The 15260-nt window shown below is 62.5% G+C and carries 15 protein-coding genes; 9 read left to right on the forward strand and 6 right to left on the reverse strand.

Annotation, left to right across the window (positions count from 1 at the left end):
- Positions 1-34 precede the first annotated feature (34 nt).
- The 3 genes from CGLAU_RS11465 to CGLAU_RS11475 are packed head-to-tail and all read left to right on the forward strand — an operon-like array spanning position 35 to position 2215.
- On the forward strand, positions 35-775 hold the full coding sequence (locus CGLAU_RS11465) for a GntR family transcriptional regulator (RefSeq protein WP_095660819.1): 741 nt from the start codon (positions 35-37) through the stop codon (positions 773-775).
- Positions 776-811: 36 nt separating this feature from the next.
- On the forward strand, positions 812-1846 hold the full coding sequence (locus tag CGLAU_RS11470) for a septum formation family protein (RefSeq protein WP_095660820.1): 1035 nt from the start codon (positions 812-814) through the stop codon (positions 1844-1846).
- A 21-nt stretch (positions 1847-1867) separates the two neighbouring features.
- Positions 1868-2215 (forward strand): metallopeptidase family protein, encoded by a 348-nt coding sequence (locus tag CGLAU_RS11475; RefSeq protein ID WP_095661198.1) that lies wholly within the window; start codon positions 1868-1870, stop codon positions 2213-2215.
- A gap of 47 nt (positions 2216-2262) precedes the next feature.
- Here CGLAU_RS11475 and CGLAU_RS11480 read toward each other — a convergent pair whose 3' ends face one another.
- Complete coding sequence (locus tag CGLAU_RS11480; RefSeq protein WP_095660821.1) at positions 2263-2874, reverse strand: histidine phosphatase family protein; 612 nt, start codon at positions 2872-2874, stop codon at positions 2263-2265.
- Positions 2874-3791: a prephenate dehydratase gene (pheA, locus tag CGLAU_RS11485; RefSeq protein WP_095660822.1), complete on the reverse strand. Its 918-nt coding sequence runs from the start codon at positions 3789-3791 to the stop codon at positions 2874-2876. Before pheA ends, CGLAU_RS11480 begins: the two co-directional genes overlap by 1 nt.
- Before the next feature lie 17 nt (positions 3792-3808).
- On the opposite strand from pheA, the gene CGLAU_RS11490 reads away from it, so the two are divergent.
- Positions 3809-4507: a CPBP family intramembrane glutamic endopeptidase gene (locus CGLAU_RS11490; protein WP_095660823.1), complete on the forward strand. Its 699-nt coding sequence runs from the start codon at positions 3809-3811 to the stop codon at positions 4505-4507.
- A gap of 17 nt (positions 4508-4524) precedes the next feature.
- A complete protein-coding gene (locus tag CGLAU_RS11495; RefSeq protein ID WP_095660824.1) occupies positions 4525-5871 on the forward strand; it encodes an LCP family protein in 1347 nt (448 codons plus the stop codon).
- On the opposite strand, the gene CGLAU_RS11500 is transcribed toward CGLAU_RS11495, so the two are convergent.
- Together CGLAU_RS11500 and CGLAU_RS11505 are read right to left on the reverse strand one after the other, a co-directional pair.
- Positions 5868-7442, reverse strand: a complete 1575-nt coding sequence (locus CGLAU_RS11500) for a PTS ascorbate transporter subunit IIC (RefSeq protein WP_095660825.1) — start codon at positions 7440-7442, stop codon at positions 5868-5870. The genes CGLAU_RS11495 and CGLAU_RS11500 overlap by 4 nt on opposite strands.
- On the reverse strand, positions 7439-8233 hold the full coding sequence (locus CGLAU_RS11505; protein WP_095660826.1) for a PTS sugar transporter subunit IIA: 795 nt from the start codon (positions 8231-8233) through the stop codon (positions 7439-7441). Before CGLAU_RS11505 ends, CGLAU_RS11500 begins: the two co-directional genes overlap by 4 nt.
- A 393-nt stretch (positions 8234-8626) precedes the next feature.
- Between CGLAU_RS11505 and CGLAU_RS11510 the strand changes: the two genes are divergently transcribed.
- From CGLAU_RS11510 to CGLAU_RS11525, 4 genes are read left to right on the forward strand one after another with little or no spacing between them, the layout of a single operon-like run.
- Entirely contained in the window at positions 8627-9793 is a 1167-nt protein-coding gene (locus tag CGLAU_RS11510) for an acyl-CoA dehydrogenase family protein (protein ID WP_095660827.1), read from the forward strand.
- Between the two features lie 13 nt (positions 9794-9806).
- Positions 9807-10979: a CaiB/BaiF CoA transferase family protein gene (locus CGLAU_RS11515; protein ID WP_095660828.1), complete on the forward strand. Its 1173-nt coding sequence runs from the start codon at positions 9807-9809 to the stop codon at positions 10977-10979.
- Positions 10972-12372, forward strand: coding sequence for a YjiH family protein (locus CGLAU_RS11520; RefSeq protein ID WP_095660829.1), 1401 nt, complete (start codon positions 10972-10974; stop codon positions 12370-12372). Before CGLAU_RS11515 ends, CGLAU_RS11520 begins: the two co-directional genes overlap by 8 nt.
- Positions 12373-12374: 2 nt before the next feature.
- On the forward strand, positions 12375-13151 hold the full coding sequence (locus CGLAU_RS11525) for an amidohydrolase family protein (RefSeq protein ID WP_095660830.1): 777 nt from the start codon (positions 12375-12377) through the stop codon (positions 13149-13151).
- Here CGLAU_RS11525 and CGLAU_RS11530 read toward each other — a convergent pair.
- Entirely contained in the window at positions 13148-13603 is a 456-nt protein-coding gene (locus CGLAU_RS11530; RefSeq protein WP_415877161.1) for a protein-tyrosine phosphatase family protein, read from the reverse strand. The genes CGLAU_RS11525 and CGLAU_RS11530 overlap by 4 nt on opposite strands.
- Before the next feature lie 19 nt (positions 13604-13622).
- Positions 13623-15200 carry an alanine/glycine:cation symporter family protein gene (locus tag CGLAU_RS11535; protein ID WP_095660832.1) on the reverse strand — a complete coding sequence of 526 codons (1578 nt, stop codon included), beginning with the start codon at positions 15198-15200 and terminating at the stop codon, positions 13623-13625.
- Positions 15201-15260 lie beyond the last annotated feature (60 nt).

Consider the following 15260-nt stretch of genomic DNA (forward strand, 5'->3'; position numbering starts at 1 on the left):
GTTCACCTTTACTGGTAATAACCAGCTCCATAAAATGGAGCGCATGATCACCGACGGGCCCACCCCGAAGCACGCGCAGCTGCGCCAAATCCTCGAGCGCCGCATCGGAGATGAGCTCAAACCCGGCGACCCCCTGCCGGGCGAGCGCGCGCTGGAGGACGAGTTCGGGGTTTCGCGGATTACGGTGCGCCGCGCGATTGGGGATCTCGTCGCCGCAGGCAAGCTCAAGCGTGTCCGGGGCAAGGGCACCTTCGTCGCACCCAGCCAGCTGGTTAGCCGCACCCACCTGGCCAGCCTGTCGGATGAGATGCGGCACCTGAACGTTGCCGCGTCGTCGAGGATCCTCACGTCAGACATTGCCGTGCCGCCAGAGGAAGTGGCCGAATTCTTCGGCACGGACGCAGAAACGCCACACGTGCGCCTGCGCCGCTTGCGCCTCGGCGACAACGAGCCCTACGCCATCGACGACGCCTGGTACAACGCCGACCACGTACCCGACCTGCTCGACCACGACGTCGACCAGTCCGTCTACAACGTGCTGGAGGAAATATACGAGATTGTGGTCACCGAAGCCGAACAGATCGTCTCCGCCGTCCCAGCCGGCAATACCAACGCCAGCCTCTTGGACACCACCGCGACTACTCCCCTGTTGCACGTTATCCGCCGCGCAGTGAGCGAGACCTCGGGCGGGGCCACGCCGATCGAGTACTGCACCTCCGTCTACCGCACCGACCGCTACCGCCTTCGCACCCGCGTCGTCCGAGCGCTCGATTAAGGGATCAGTCAGCCACGTAGACTACGCTTAAAAGCTATGGCTTCACCAGTTTCACGCACCTTGGCGGGACGCGCGTTCACCATCGCGGCCCTCGCCGGCGCTGTGGGCATCGGGTCGTACTCGATGGTCGCGGAAAATGGCACCCGGGAGCAACCGCAGGCGGAATCGTCGACGACGGCTACCAAGGAGACGTCGATAAGCGAAACTCCGACGACCTTTACCACTGCCGACCAGGGCTCTTGCCTGACCTGGGAGGTGAAGGACGATGGCTCGATCAGCAACTTCGAGCAGGCCGACTGCGAGGGCCCGCACCGCTTCGAGGTGGCCCTGCGCGAGGACCTGGGCACCTACCCGACTTCCGAGTTCGGCCCGGACGCGGCGATGCCGAGCCAGACGCGGCAGGCGCAGCTGCGCGAAGAGCTGTGCGGCGCGGCGACCGTGCGCTACCTCGACGGCAAGTACGACCCGAACGGGCGCTACTCCATCGCGCCGATTCTGCCGCCGGCATCCGCGTGGGAGAAGGGCGACCGCACGATGCTGTGCGGTTTGCAGGAGACCGACCGCAACGGCGAACTCGTCTTCACCTCGGGATACGTCGCGGATCAGGATCAGGCGCGCGTGTTTGAGACCGGCGAGTGCCTGACCATCGACGCCGCGAACACGCTCACACCAGTCGAGTGCGCCGAGCCGCACCAGCTGGAAATCACAGCGACGGTTGACCTAAAGCCGGTTTTCGCCGACCACACGCCGAATGTGGACGAGCAGGACGCGCACCTCGGTGATGTGTGCACCGCGGCCGCGCAGGACTACCTCGGCGGCGAAGAGAACCTGTACCAAATCGGGCTCGACCCGTTCTGGACCACGCAGCGCACAGAGGCGTGGGAAGGCGGCTCGCGCTCGGTGAACTGCGCGTTGGTCGCCCCGCGTGAAGGTGGGCAGTTCGCGGAGCTCGTTGGCTCAGCAGTCGACGGTCGGGAGCATTTGCTTATCGACGGCGCCGCCCCGCCCGAGCAACCCGATCGCCGACCCCTGCGCGAAGCTTCCGAGCAACCGCCCGCCGCAGCGCAGTAACGGGAGAATGTGCGCATGGCGATGATGCCAGTGACCCAGGCGGAGTTCGAGGAAATGATCAACGACGCCCTGGACACCATCCCCGAGGAGTTCGCGCGCCACATGACAAACATGGTCGTGCTCGCGCGCGACTTCAACTACGACAACCCGACGCTGCTTGGGCTGTTCGAGGGCGTGCCGCTGCCGGAGAAGCAGGCGAACCACACGGGATTTTTGCCCGATGCGGTGTTTGTCTACAAAGACGCGCTTGAGGCGATGTGCTCGAATGAAGAGGAGCTGCGCCGCGAGGTGCGCGTGACCGTACTGCACGAGGTGGGCCACTACTTCGGGCTCGAGGAGCACGAGCTGCACGAACTCGGCTGGGGGTGATGCCACCCCAGGTGGTAGTGCCACCATGGGCGGCACTAGGGAGAGAGCTAAGGAAGTGCGTGGTCAGCCCACTTGCGCACGTGCCAGTGGCCGAACTCGCCCTCGGTGTCGAGGACCACGTAGGAGCAGTTGGGCAGGTAGGAACGCTCGGCATACTCAGGGGTGATTCCCCTGCCGTGGGTGGCGTTCGCCGCAAATGCGCGGATCGCGCCACCGTGCGAGACCACGACAGTGGTTCCGCCTTGTTCAACGTAGGGCATGACCGCGCCCGTATAGCGCTCCATGAAGTACGCGAACGTCTCGCCGTCTTCGATGGAGGCCTCCGGCTCGCGGCGGTAGAATCCGCGGAAGCACTGCAGGTACGCCTCGTGCGCTTCGTGGGAGTTATGCATCTCCCAGCGGCCGGCATCGACTTCTTTGATCCCGGGCACCGCGGGAATCACGTCGAAGTGCTCGCCGAATGCCAGTGCCGCGGTCTGACGCGCGCGCAGCGCTTCGGAGGAAATCACCCGGTCAACGGTGTAGTTCGCGAGAATCTCGCGGCCCGCCGCACGCGCCTGCTCCTCCCCGAGTTCGGTGAGCGCCGCGCCCGGCAGCTGCGTGTCCAGCATGCGGTCGACGTTCGAGGTGGTCTGCCCGTGGCGCATCAAGATCAGCATCAGCGTTCCCCTTCCGTCTGCGTCTGGCCCTCGCGGGCGGCGCGCACCCAAGCCTCAGCGTCGGCGATGCGGGTCTGATCCACCGGCGCCAGCGCCCCGGACGCCTTCGGCCAGGAGCCGAGGAATCTAACCCAGCTCGCGCGCAGATACACGCCGCGCATCGCTTCGGCGACGGGCGCGTCGTCGACGTGGCCGACCAGGTCAACGAAGAAGTTGTACGTGTTCGGCTCCTGGCGCGTCGGGCGCGACTCAATGCGGGACATGTCCACCCCGCGGTACGCGAACTCCTGCAGGATTGCCACAAGCGTGCCGGGCTCGTTCGGGGTCTGGAACACGATCGAGGTGCGGTCGTTGCCGGTGCGCGCCGGGGGCACACGAACCGGCCCGACCAGCACGAAACGGGTGCGCGCGGAATCCATATCCGCTACTCCGCGCGCGTGGATCTCAAGGTCGAAGAGCTCCGCGGCGCGCTCCGGGGCGGCTGCGACATCGGCCTCACCGTCCGCCACCATCCGCGCGGCGGCCGCGTTCGAGGACGCCGAGACGAACTCCACCCCCGGCAAATGCTCCGAAATCCAGCCCTTGACCTGCTGGTAGGCCACTGGGTGGGTCGTCAGCGACGAGGCGTCGTCAAGCGAAAAGCCCCTCCGGCTCATGATCGCAAAGGCGATGTCCAGCTCCGTCTCCGCGAGAATCTGCACGCCGGCCTCGACGAGCGCGTCGGAGGTCGAGGTCACAGCGCCGTCGACTGAGTTCTCGATCGCCACCACCGCGAATTCCGCCTCCCCGGCGCGCACCGCATCGAGCGCGGCCGCTGGCGAATCCACCGGCACGAAGTCCGGGTCGGGCAGGTCGAAGCGGCGCGCGGCGGCTTCGGTGAACGTGCCGGCAGGTCCGAGGTACGCGATGCGTGTCACGGCGCTAAAGTTACCGCATGCGCAGGCGCTTGGGACTCGAAGTCGTGCTGGTCCTTGTGATCACTTTCGGCACCTCAGGCCTGCGCGCGGCGTTGCGCTTGGTGGACTCGTTGCTCACCGCGCCGCTCAATGAGCAAAAGACAGTGCTTGTCGACGCCCAGTCCAGCGTCTCCTGGCTCGACCTCGCGCTCCAACTCACATCCGCCTTTGTGTTGGTGGGTTGGGGCGGCCTGGCCTGGTATCTGCTGGGAGAGCGTTGGCGCTGGCCAACGTGGCGCGATCTGGGACGCGGTGCCGGGTTCGCCGCGTTGATAGGGTTGCCCGGGCTGGCGCTGTATGTTTCGGCGGTGCACCTGGGGTTGAGCAAGGTCGTAGTGCCGGCTACGGATGCGGTGCAGATTCCGACGTCGCTGCTGTGGGCGTTTGCGAACGGCTTCGGCGAGGAAGTCGTGGTGGTGATGTACCTGCTCACGCGCCTCGGCCAATTGGGGTGGAAGCCGTGGCAGGCGATCGCGGCTTCGGCGGCGCTGCGCGGCTCCTACCACCTGTACCAGGGCTTCTCCGCAGGGTTTGGCAACCTGGTCATGGGCGTGGTGTTCGCGTGGTACTTCCACAAGACGGGGCGGGTCTGGCCGCTGGTGCTCGCGCACTTTCTTATCGACGCCGTTGCGTTTGTCGCCTACCCGCTACTTGATTTGTCCTGGCTTGGAATTTAGGGGTCTACACTGTCCCCATGTCAACGACCGGACATTCACCCCACTCCAACGACCCCCGGGACAACCTTGGCGACTACGTGCTGGGGAAAGACGGTCGTCCAATCGTGGACCGGTACGGGCGTCCGGTGCGTCGTCGCGAAGCAAGCGCCAAACAGCCTGAGCGCCCCCGCGGCGAGTATGAACCGCGGCGCACGCCGCACCAGCAGCGCCAGGAGCAGCAACGGCAAGCGGCCCGAGAACAGACGCGGGTCGTGCCGCAGCAGGAAGCGCGGCCGCGCCCGCGGCAGCAGATGCCGAGCCCGGCCACGCAGCAGCGGCCTGTGCAGCAACGGGTGCGCGCCCAACAGCGCCAAGTGCAGCACTCCCCGCACGTGTACGACGCCTATCACGACGAGCCTGCCGTGGACGTGCCGATGCACGTCGAAAGTGGTGGGCGCTCGCAGGTGTCGAGGCGTTCAAGGAGGCGTCGAAAAGCAAAAGCTCCTGGGTGCTTTGCGATCCTTGCCACCCTCCTGGTCCTGACCTTGGTGGGGGGCTTGTTGCTGGATGCCCGCATGTCCCGCATCCAGGCGATGCCGGCGGACCGGGTGGCGAATACTTCGGGGACGAACTGGCTGCTGGTGGGTTCGGATTCTCGGACCGGCCTGACTGAGAACGATGTGGAGCGGCTGGGAACGGGCGGCGACATCGGCTCGACGCGCACGGACACCGTAATGCTGCTGCACATTCCGCGCTCGGGGAAGGCGACGTTGGTGTCGCTGCCGCGTGACAGCTACGTGGAGATCCCGGGGTACGGCTACGACAAGCTCAATGCCGCGTTTGCGTATGGTGGCGCGCCGCTGCTGGTGAACACGGTGGAGCAAGCGACGGGGTTGCGGGTGCACCGCTACGCGGAGATTGGCATGGGCGGCCTGGCGAACGTGGTGGACGCAGTCGGCGGCGTGGAAATCTGCGTGGCCGAGCCGATTGACGACCCGCTGGCCAACATCAACCTCCAGCCCGGCTGTCAGAACATGGATGGCGCAACCGGCCTGGGCTACGTGCGTACGCGTGCGACGGCGCAGGGCGATCTCGATCGCGTGGCCCGCCAGCGCGAGTTCCTCGGCGCGCTGATGAGCAAGGTCATGTCGCCGGGCGTGCTGCTCAACCCGTTCCGCCTGATCCCGCTTGCGTGGACGGTGCCGTCGATGTTCGTGGTGAACCAGGGCGACCACATCTGGAACCTCGCGCGCATCCCGCTGGCCATGCGCGGCGGCCTGGAGACGGAGACCATTCCGCTCGGCGGGTTCATGGACACCGAAGTGGGCAACGTGGTGCTCTGGGACGAGGCCGCGGCCGCCGAGCTGTTCAACTCACTGCGCTAAGAATCGATCCGCGCGGGAGGTACCGGCGCACCGACTGGCGGCGCAATCTTCGGGTACTTGCGGGTAGTCACGTTGCTGGCGGTGGCTTCTGCGCCAGTCACACCGATTGCTTCTGCAGTTGAACTCACCGGGGTCCGGTGCGGTGTCGGGTCCCAGTTGCCCTCAACAAGGCGCTTCTGAGAGAACAGACCGATGCCGAACACAGCAAGACCAAGGACGGCCACCACGATGATGCCGATTACGCCCGGCGCGCGCGTGGCTAGGCCAAGCAGAATTCCGAACCAGCCAAAGTCCGCGTCGCCGAAGGTCGTGTTCTCCGAGCCGAATGCGCCGAGTACTTGGAGCAAGAACGCGGGCAGGAAGGTGATGAGCAGGCCGTTCACAAACGCGCCAAAGACCGCGCCGCGCCTTCCACCCGTTGCGTTGCCGTAGACGCCAGCGGCGCCACCGGTGAAAAAGTGGGGAACGAGGCCGGGCAGGATGAGTGCGATGCCGAACGCGGGGTTCAGCCACGCAGCCAGCACGGCAAGACCCAGCAGGCCACCGACGAACGATGAAATGAAGCCGATGAGCACCGCATTCTGCGCGTAAGGGAAGACGATCGGCGCATCCAGCGCAGGAATCGCACCGGGAACCACCTTCGCGGCGATGCCCTGGAAGGCGGGAATGAGCTCGCCCAAGATGGTTCGCACACCGAAGAGGATCACGGCGACAGCCACACCGAAAGACAGACCCTGCGTTACTGCCTGCATGTAGTAATTGCCCACATTTGCCGCACCATCGGGGAAGGCCTCAAAAGCCTCCGCACTGCCCACACGCGCGTGGAGCAACGCAGCGATGATGACGTACATGAGCACCATCGACAGCGCAGTAGCCACCATAGAGTCACGGAGGAACCGCAGGCCTTCTGGAAGTTTCAAGTCCTCCGTGGAGCGTGACATCTTCTCGCCTTTACCGCCCACCAATTTGCCGGTTGCGCCGGCCGCAACATAACCGGCGGTGCCGAAGTGGCCGATGGCGATACTGTCATCACCTGTCACTCGCCGTGTCCAAGGGTGCGCGATCGCTGGCAGGGACACCATCAGCACGCCCAGCAGCGCTGCACCTAAGAGCACGACAACCCACGAGTTGTATCCGGCTGTGGCCAGGATGATCGTGATCATGGTGGCCATAAACAGGACGTGGTGACCGGTGAGGAACACGTACCGCAACGGGGTGATTCGAGCGAGAACGAGCGAGATAGCGAAGCCGAGAATCATCAGCCAAGCGACCTGTGCACCATACTGTTGTTGAGCGATACCGGCGATCGCTTCATTGGTGGGGATCACACCCTGTGCACCGGTCGCCCCCTGAATCATCACGCCGAGCGGCTCGAGAGATGCGACAACGAGGGTTGCTCCCGCACCGATCAGCAGGAAGCCGAGGGTTGCTTTAATCGCCCCGCCGATGACTTGACCGGCGGACTTCCGTAGCGCAGCGAGACCGACCGCAGTGATGATGCCAATCAGGAAGGCTGGCACCGCCAAAATCTCGTTCACAATGAACTGCGCAAATCCAATCAGCGGATTCATGACTGCATCCCTTCAATGTCGTAGAGCTCGCGGAGCGCGGAGTCAACTTCAGCGTTTGAGGTGAAGTCTTGGATCACATGCACCGGCACTCCGAGGTCACCAAGAGTGCGCGCGATCTCACCGGAGGTGAGAATTAGGTCTGCCTCTTTGGCCTTACCTTTCGCCGAGATGGTGTCCGTAGCTTCGACGGTGATGTACGGGGCCCAGCCCCATTGGCTAAGCACGCTCTCCAGCGTGTTCTTGAGAAACAGGGAGGTCCCAAGGCCGTTGCCGCAAACGGTGAGGATCTTGTTCTTCGTCGTGCCAGACGCACCCGATCCAGACTGGGTGGAACGCGTGTGCGGCGCGCCACCTCCGGTGAGCACCTCTCTGAGTTCATCGGGTGTGCGCGCAGCATTCAGCTCGCTGCGGCGCCTCGCTAGCAAATTGGCGATTTCCCCCATTGCCCTCTGGTGCGACTTTGAGTCCACCGCGGCAAGTGCAACAACGAGGTCGACCGGGTCATTCTTCGAGTGCCCAAATTCAACCGGCCGATCCAGTCGGAGCCACGACATGGTGGTTTCATGCACTGCCTCCGAGGGGCGGGCGTGCGCAAAAGCAAAACCAGGGGCCACGACAATGTATGGCCCGTTTTCTTCCACACTGCGGATCATCGACTCGGTGTAGGCGGAACCTACCTTTCCGGTGGCTTCGAGCAACTCTCCTGCACGCCGCACCGCATCCGACCATGTGGATGCCGATCCCGCAAGATCGATCGACTCATCCGCGAGTAGTTTATTGATCTCTGACATGATTGAATATTACAACCAATGGCGGCGGTCGAAGTACCCGTTTGACATGGGATTATTTTCACAAGCATGCAGCTTTTCGACGCCCACTTCCGCATCATCTCCCCCGACCATCCGTCGGTGCCGTCGATGTTCGTGGTGGACTAGCGCGACCACATCTGGAACCTCGCGCGCATCCCGCTGGCGATGCGCGGCGGCCGAGAAACGGTGACCATCCGGTTCGGCGGGTTCATGGACACCGATGTGGGCAACCAGGTGGGCAACCAGGTGGGCAACGTGGTGCTGTGAGTGTCTCGAATCCGAGACTTCAAGTGTAATTTGCATCTTGATTGTCTCTCAGTGTGACTTAAGCTACTTCCAAACTCGAATAGGACGTTTCGTGATGGGAGGATGCACATGGCTGGCCGTTACCCGAATGGCGATTTCTACGATTTCGAAGGGGAGCTTTCGACCGAAGAGAAAGACATTCTCTACAAGGTCCGCGATTGGACGCAGCGCTCCGTGCTGCCGATCGCAGTGGATCACTGGAACCGGGCGGAATTTCCCCACCAACTCCTGCCGGAGATTGCGGAGCTGAACATCATCAGCCTGGTCCGGGGACAGGGACGCTCTCGCTTGCTGGCTGGGTTGGTAGCAGCAGAAATCCACCGCGCAGATGGTTCCGTGGGAACCTTCTTCTCTGGCCAAGACGGGCTGTTCACCGGCTCGATTGAGTTGCTCGGCTCCGACGAGCAAAAGGAGCGTTGGCTCAGTGACCTGTACGCGGTGCGCAAGACCGGTGTGCTCGCCATTACCGAGCCGGAGGCGGGCTCCGACGTGGCCCAAGGCATGCGAACCACGGCGCAGAAGGTCGACGGTGGTTGGGTACTCAACGGCGCGAAACGCTGGATTGGCAACGCGACGTTTTCTGATTACGTGGCCGTGTACGCGCGAGACCCCGAAGACGAGCAGGTCAAGGGCTTCATCGTAGAAACTGATTCCGAGGGCTACACCGCAACTCTGATGGAAAACCGCATTGCGATTCGTGCGGTGCAAAACGCCGACATCACCTTGGACAACGTGTTCGTGCCCGACGAGAACAAGCTGGCCAACGCGAACTCCTTCAAAGACATCAACAAGGTGTTCAAATCCGCACGTTCCACGGTGGGTTGGCAAGCCGTCGGCACACAAATGGGCGCGCTCGATGTTGCGCTGAACTACGCCGACGAGCGCCTGCAATTCGGCAAGAAAATCTCTTCCTTCCAGCTGAATCAGAACAAACTTGCCACGATGCAGGGCAACCTGGTGGCCTCCGAATCCATGATGGCGCAGCTAGCACGCATGGAAGACCGCGGCACCGCAAACAACGAGCAGTCTGCGCTAGCGAAGGCATTCACCTCGAAGCTCATGCGCGAGACCGTTGCACTGGGTCGGGAAGTCATGGGCGGCAACGGCCTGATCTCGGACTACCGCATGGCCAAGATCTTCAACGACGCTGAAGCCATCTACTCCTACGAAGGCACCTTCGACATCAACCAGCTCATCGTTGGGCGCGCGCTCACCGGCGAGTCCGCGTTCGTGTGAGGAGCTGCCATCCATGACACATTCAACGGCACACTCAGCACCATTGGCTGGCATCCGAGTCCTTGACTTGTCCCGCGTGCTGGCTGGCCCCTTCTGCGGAATGCTCCTGGCCGACCTCGGCGCGGAAGTGATCAAGGTGGAGTCACCCTGGGGCGACGACTCACGCCAATTCGGACCCTTTGTCGATGGCACTTCAGCCTATTACCGCCTGTTCAACCGTTCGAAGAAGGGCATCACGCTTGACTTTAAGAAGGACGAAGACAAGGAGGTACTGCGAGAACTGGTCCGACGCGCAGACGTGGTTGTGGAAAACTTCCGCCCAGGTGTCCTTGAAAAACTTGGGCTCGGCCCTGCGACGCTCCTCGAGCTCAACCCCAACCTTGTTGTCACCAGCATCTCGGGTTTTGGACAGACCGGAACGATGGCCAAGGAGCCCGCCTACGATCTTGTCGCCCAGGCCATGAGCGGGCTTATGTCCATCACGGGTTGGCCCAGCGGCAAGCCAACCAGGGTAGGTATTTCCCTCGGTGACCTCATCCCCGGGCTCTACGCGGCACTCGGCACCGTCTCCGCCTTGTACCAACGCAACAACACCGGTAAAGGCCAGCACATCGACTTGGCTATGTACGACTCGCTCATTTCCGTCATGGAGTCTGTCGGCATGCGCGCGCTGTACGACGACACGCCGCCCACCCGCATCGGCAACGACCACGGCCTTTCCGCGCCATTTTCCACTTACGCGACCAAGGACGGAGACGTAGTCATCGCGATTACGACCAATCGGCTGTTCGAGCGGCTCGCAGCCGCTCTGGGAATGCCCGAGCTCGCTACCGATTACCGCTTCGCCGAACCTCTAGACCGCTCTGAGAACCGGGTTGCGCTGCGCGAACTGATCGAAGAAGCCCTCAGTACAAAAACAATGGACGAGACCATCGCGCTTTTCGGTGAACACGGAGTTCCCACCGCGAGGGTATATGAGCTCGACGACGCCCTGGCAAGCCCGTTGGCAACAGAGCGTGGCGTGGTTGTAGAGGAGCCTGACGGATTCCGCACCCTGGCCTCCCCCCTCAAGCTCGAGGGGATGGGGCTGCCTCATCCGGCCCCAAGTCTGGGGGCGAACAATGACGAAATTGATTCCTGGCTTAGCGAGGATCCCCGCACTCGATTGGAGGACCGTGATGAGTGAAAACACCGACAGCCGCGTGAGGGGAATTTCACGGCGCATCGACTTTGAGAATCTGGCAGCTGTCCCCTCTCCGCCCCAACCGCACCCGACAACGGATCCCGGTGAGCCGAGCCATAAATGGCGGTTCTTTGTCTACAGCGGCATTGGCATCTTCGCATTTTTCGTGCCGTTCACCATCGGCGAGAAGAACACCATTTTGCTGGATCATATTGTTGGCCTGCTGCAATCCTCTCTCGAAACAGCTCTTCCATACATTTCGCTGTTCATGATTGCGGCGGGCGCTGTCTACCAGTTCATCTCGGGCAGGTGGAAAGAGGACTTTGCCCGCGGAGTGTTCGCGTTTCTCAGCGCGCTCGCCGTGCTGCTCTGCGCAATGCTGGTGTTTGGTTTTGGTCCAGCCTTCCTTTTCGAAGACCGCCTGGGGCCGTTCATTCTGAACAAGTTGGTCATCCCGGTGGGCCTGCTAATCCCGGTAGGCGCAGTCTTCCTCGGGCTCCTCGTGGGCTTCGGCCTCATGGAATTCATCGGAGTCTTGGTGCAGCGATTCATGCGGCCGGTGTATCACACCCCAGGCAAGTCAGCCGTTGATGCAGTGGCATCGTTCCTCGGCTCATACTCGCTCGGACTTTTGATCACCAACCGTGTCTACCGGTCCGGCGGATACACAGGCAAAGAGGCAGCAATCATCGCCGCAGGCTTTTCGACGGCCTCTGCCACCTTCATGGTCGTCGTCGCCAGAACCCTCGATCTGATGCACATCTGGGGCGTGTACTTCGGCGTCACCCTGATTGTGTGCTTCTTGGTGTCAGCCGTTATCGTCCGTATCCCACCGCTGAGCACCATTCCGGATGACTACTACCCGGGAGTAACTCCGCAGCCGGAGGAGCGCGCTGAGGGCAACATCTTTGCCGCGGCATGGAAAGAAGCAAAGGCTTTCCTGGCCCAGTCCGAATCGTTGGCAACAACGATCTGGCGCAACTTCAAAGACGGCGTGTTGATGACCATCCAGGTGATCCCAGGCATCATGGCTGTCGGCATCATCGGTCTGGCGCTCGCCTTCTACACACCGGTATTCAGAATCCTGGGCCTCGCGTTTTATCCACTGGCCTGGATCATGCAGATCCCTGATCCCGGGCTTGCATCCGAAGCGTTTGCCATCGGACTTTCGGAGCTGTTCTTGCCAGCCACCTTGGTTGCCGGCAACGAATCCGAAATTCTGCGCTTCACCGTCGGAGTGGTTTCGATCAGTCAGGTGTTCTTCTTTTCCTCGATGATCCCGGCGGTGCTGGCCACCGACATCCCTCTGAGCATTGGGAAGATGGTTGTGATCTGGTTCGAGCGCGTGGTGCTCTCCGTGATCCTGACCGTGCCGATTGCGTACCTGATCTTTTAGCGATGCAGCTTTTCGACGCCCACTTCCACATCATCTCCCCCGACCATCCGCTGGTCGAGAACAACGGGTTCATGCCCGAGCCTTATCCGGTCGCCGATTACCGCGCCGCCACCGAAATATTGGCTGAGCGCGGCTACGAGGTCCGCGGCGGAGCCATCGTCTCCGGCTCGTTCCAGGCATTCGACCAGGGCTATCTCACCGAGGGGCTTTCAATGCTTGGCGACGGCTACGTCGGCGTCACCCAGCTGCCCGCCGACGTGCCTGATTCCCAAGTGCTCGAACTCGACGCCGCGGGTGTGCGGGCGGTGCGCTTCAACTTCAAGCGTGGCGGATCCGCCGGTGTCGAAGACTTGGAGTTGCTGGCTCACCGCGTCTACGACCTCGCGGGCTGGCACACCGAGCTCTACGTCGACTCCCGAGAGCTGGACGAGCTCGCACCTGTTCTTGCACGCCTTCCTCGGATCAGCATCGGTCACCTCGGTATGCACCAGGACGGCCTCGACGCGATGCTGCGCCTCGTTGAACGCGGCGCAATGGTGAAAGCGACTGGTTTTGGGCGGGTGGAACTCGACCCGGCAAAGACTATGGCCGCCGTGCTGCGTGTGAACCCGGGGGCGTTGATGGTGGGCACCGACGTGCCGTCGACACGCGCGAAGCGCCCGTTTGAGATCTCGGACCTGGACCTGATCGCGCAAACCGTGACCGATGCACTCGGCGCGCACGCGGTAGAAGATGTGTTCTGGAACAACGCGGCGCGCTGGTATCTGCATCGAACCTAGCAGCTCGCGCCGCCTGCTCCCTCTGGAAGCCGCGTCACCCAGCGCCGCTGCCAGGGGGTTTCTACTGCCCTGGGGTGGTAGTTTTCGCGTATGTACTTAATAGCAGCGCGGGGCTCGATGCCGTCGAGGACGGCCAGTACCGCCAGCGCCGTGCCCGTGCGGCCGATGCCGCCGCGGCAAGCCACTTCGACCCGTTCAGCAGCTGAGCGCTTCCACGCCTCAGTAAGCGAGGCATAAGCGTCGGGGCGGGAACTCGGGATCCAGAAGTCAGCCCACTGAATCCAACGCGAGTCCCACGGAGTATCCCGGGGAGGGCGGAAGGAAAGGTAAATACCCAGCTCGGGATCGCGCTGCAATGGTCGCGGTTTGCTCAATGCGCGGCCGAGCACCACACGGCCTGAAGGCAAAACAACCGCACCCGGGGCGGTGTGGTCCCAGGTGCGGTTGTTCATCATGCAGTAGAGCGTCCGGTTACGGTGTGACTGCGGTGCTTCCGCCCGCAGAGCCAGTGCCGTTGGTGGTGACCACGGAACCCTCAACACCAGGCCAAGTGCCAGCCTCGATCATTTCGCGCTTGCGCTCCTCCCAGAACTCGGCGTTCTTGATGCCCAGTGCCTCCGGATCGAACTGCGGTTCCAGCCCCGCCTTCTTCTGGCGACGGTAGTCCCACAGGCACTTCATTGCCGGTACCTGGAGGAATAGGATGGCCACGATGTTGAGCCACGCGGTCGCGCCCACGCCGATGTCACCCAGTGCCCAAGCAGTGCCCGGAGTGGAGGTCGCACCGACAAATACAGCGACAACGATGAGCACACGCAGGATCCAGATGATTGCGCGGCGAGCGGTCTCGTTCTTTACCCAGCGGTTGAGATAGGTGAAGTTCACCTCTGCCAGGTAGTAGTACGCCAGTACGGTGGTGAAAGCGAAGAACATGATTGCCAGTGCCACGAAGCTCGGGCCAAGACCGCCCGCGAGCGTGTTCAGACCCTCCTGCACAAAGCCCGGACCGACCGGGGTATCTCCAGGCAGCGAGCCCTCATAGAGCACCGCTCCGTCCTCGGACTGTCCTTCAAACACGCGGTACATGTCGGTAGAGATGATGATGAACGCGGTCGCCGAGCAGACAAACAAGGTGTCCACGTACACCGCGAAGGACTGCGCGAAGCCCTGCTTCGCCGGGTGGGAAACCTCGGCTGCGGACTGGGGGCCGGTGCCCTGGCCAGACTCGTTGGAGTAGATGCCGCGCTTAACACCCCACATGATCGCCGCGCCAAGCATGCCGGAGAAGATCGCCTCCTGGTCGAATGCGGAGCGGAAGATCAGGCCGAAGACCTCCGGGATCTGCGAGAAGTTCATGAACAGGACAACAAGCGCGATCAGGATGTAGATGCCAGCCATGAACGGCACAACCAGGGATGCAAAGGTCGCGATGCGCTTCACACCACCAATGATGATCACGCCGAGCAGCACGGCCATGATCGCGGCGGAAATCCAGGTCTCGATGCCCCAGGCGTTCTGCACCGCAGCTGCCACACCGTTGGCCTGGATGCCAGGCAGGAAGTAGGAGGTCGCAATGATCATGCAGATGGCAAAGAAGATCGCGTACACCAGAGCGAACGGGCGCACCGCAGTGTGCGAGTACGCCTTCTCGATGTAGTACGCCGGGCCGCCGCGGTACTCACCGGTATCGCGGTCCTTTTCCTTGTAAATCTGTGCCAAGGTGCACTCGATGTATGAGGTGGCAGCACCGAGGAACGCCACGATCCACATCCAGAACACCGCACCCGGGCCACCGAACGCGATGGCGGTGGCTACACCGGCGATGTTGCCCACGCCGACGCGGTTGGCCAGCGACATCATCAGCGACTGGAAGGAGGAAATACCCGCCTCGGAAGATTCACCTCTCGAGAGCTGGCGGAGCATGTCTGGCAGGCAGCGCACCTGCATGAACAATGTCACGATGGTGAAGTACACGCCCGCGCCCAAGCAAAGGAACACGAGCCATTGGGACCAGATAATGCCGTTTAGCGTTGAAAGAAAGTCCTCCATAGCGCCTCCTTGAAGTGGCAAGACAAACGGAAACCTGTAGGTCAATAGAGAATCTAGGCC

The organism is Corynebacterium glaucum (assembly GCF_002287505.1).
Classification (GTDB): domain Bacteria; phylum Actinomycetota; class Actinomycetes; order Mycobacteriales; family Mycobacteriaceae; genus Corynebacterium; species Corynebacterium glaucum.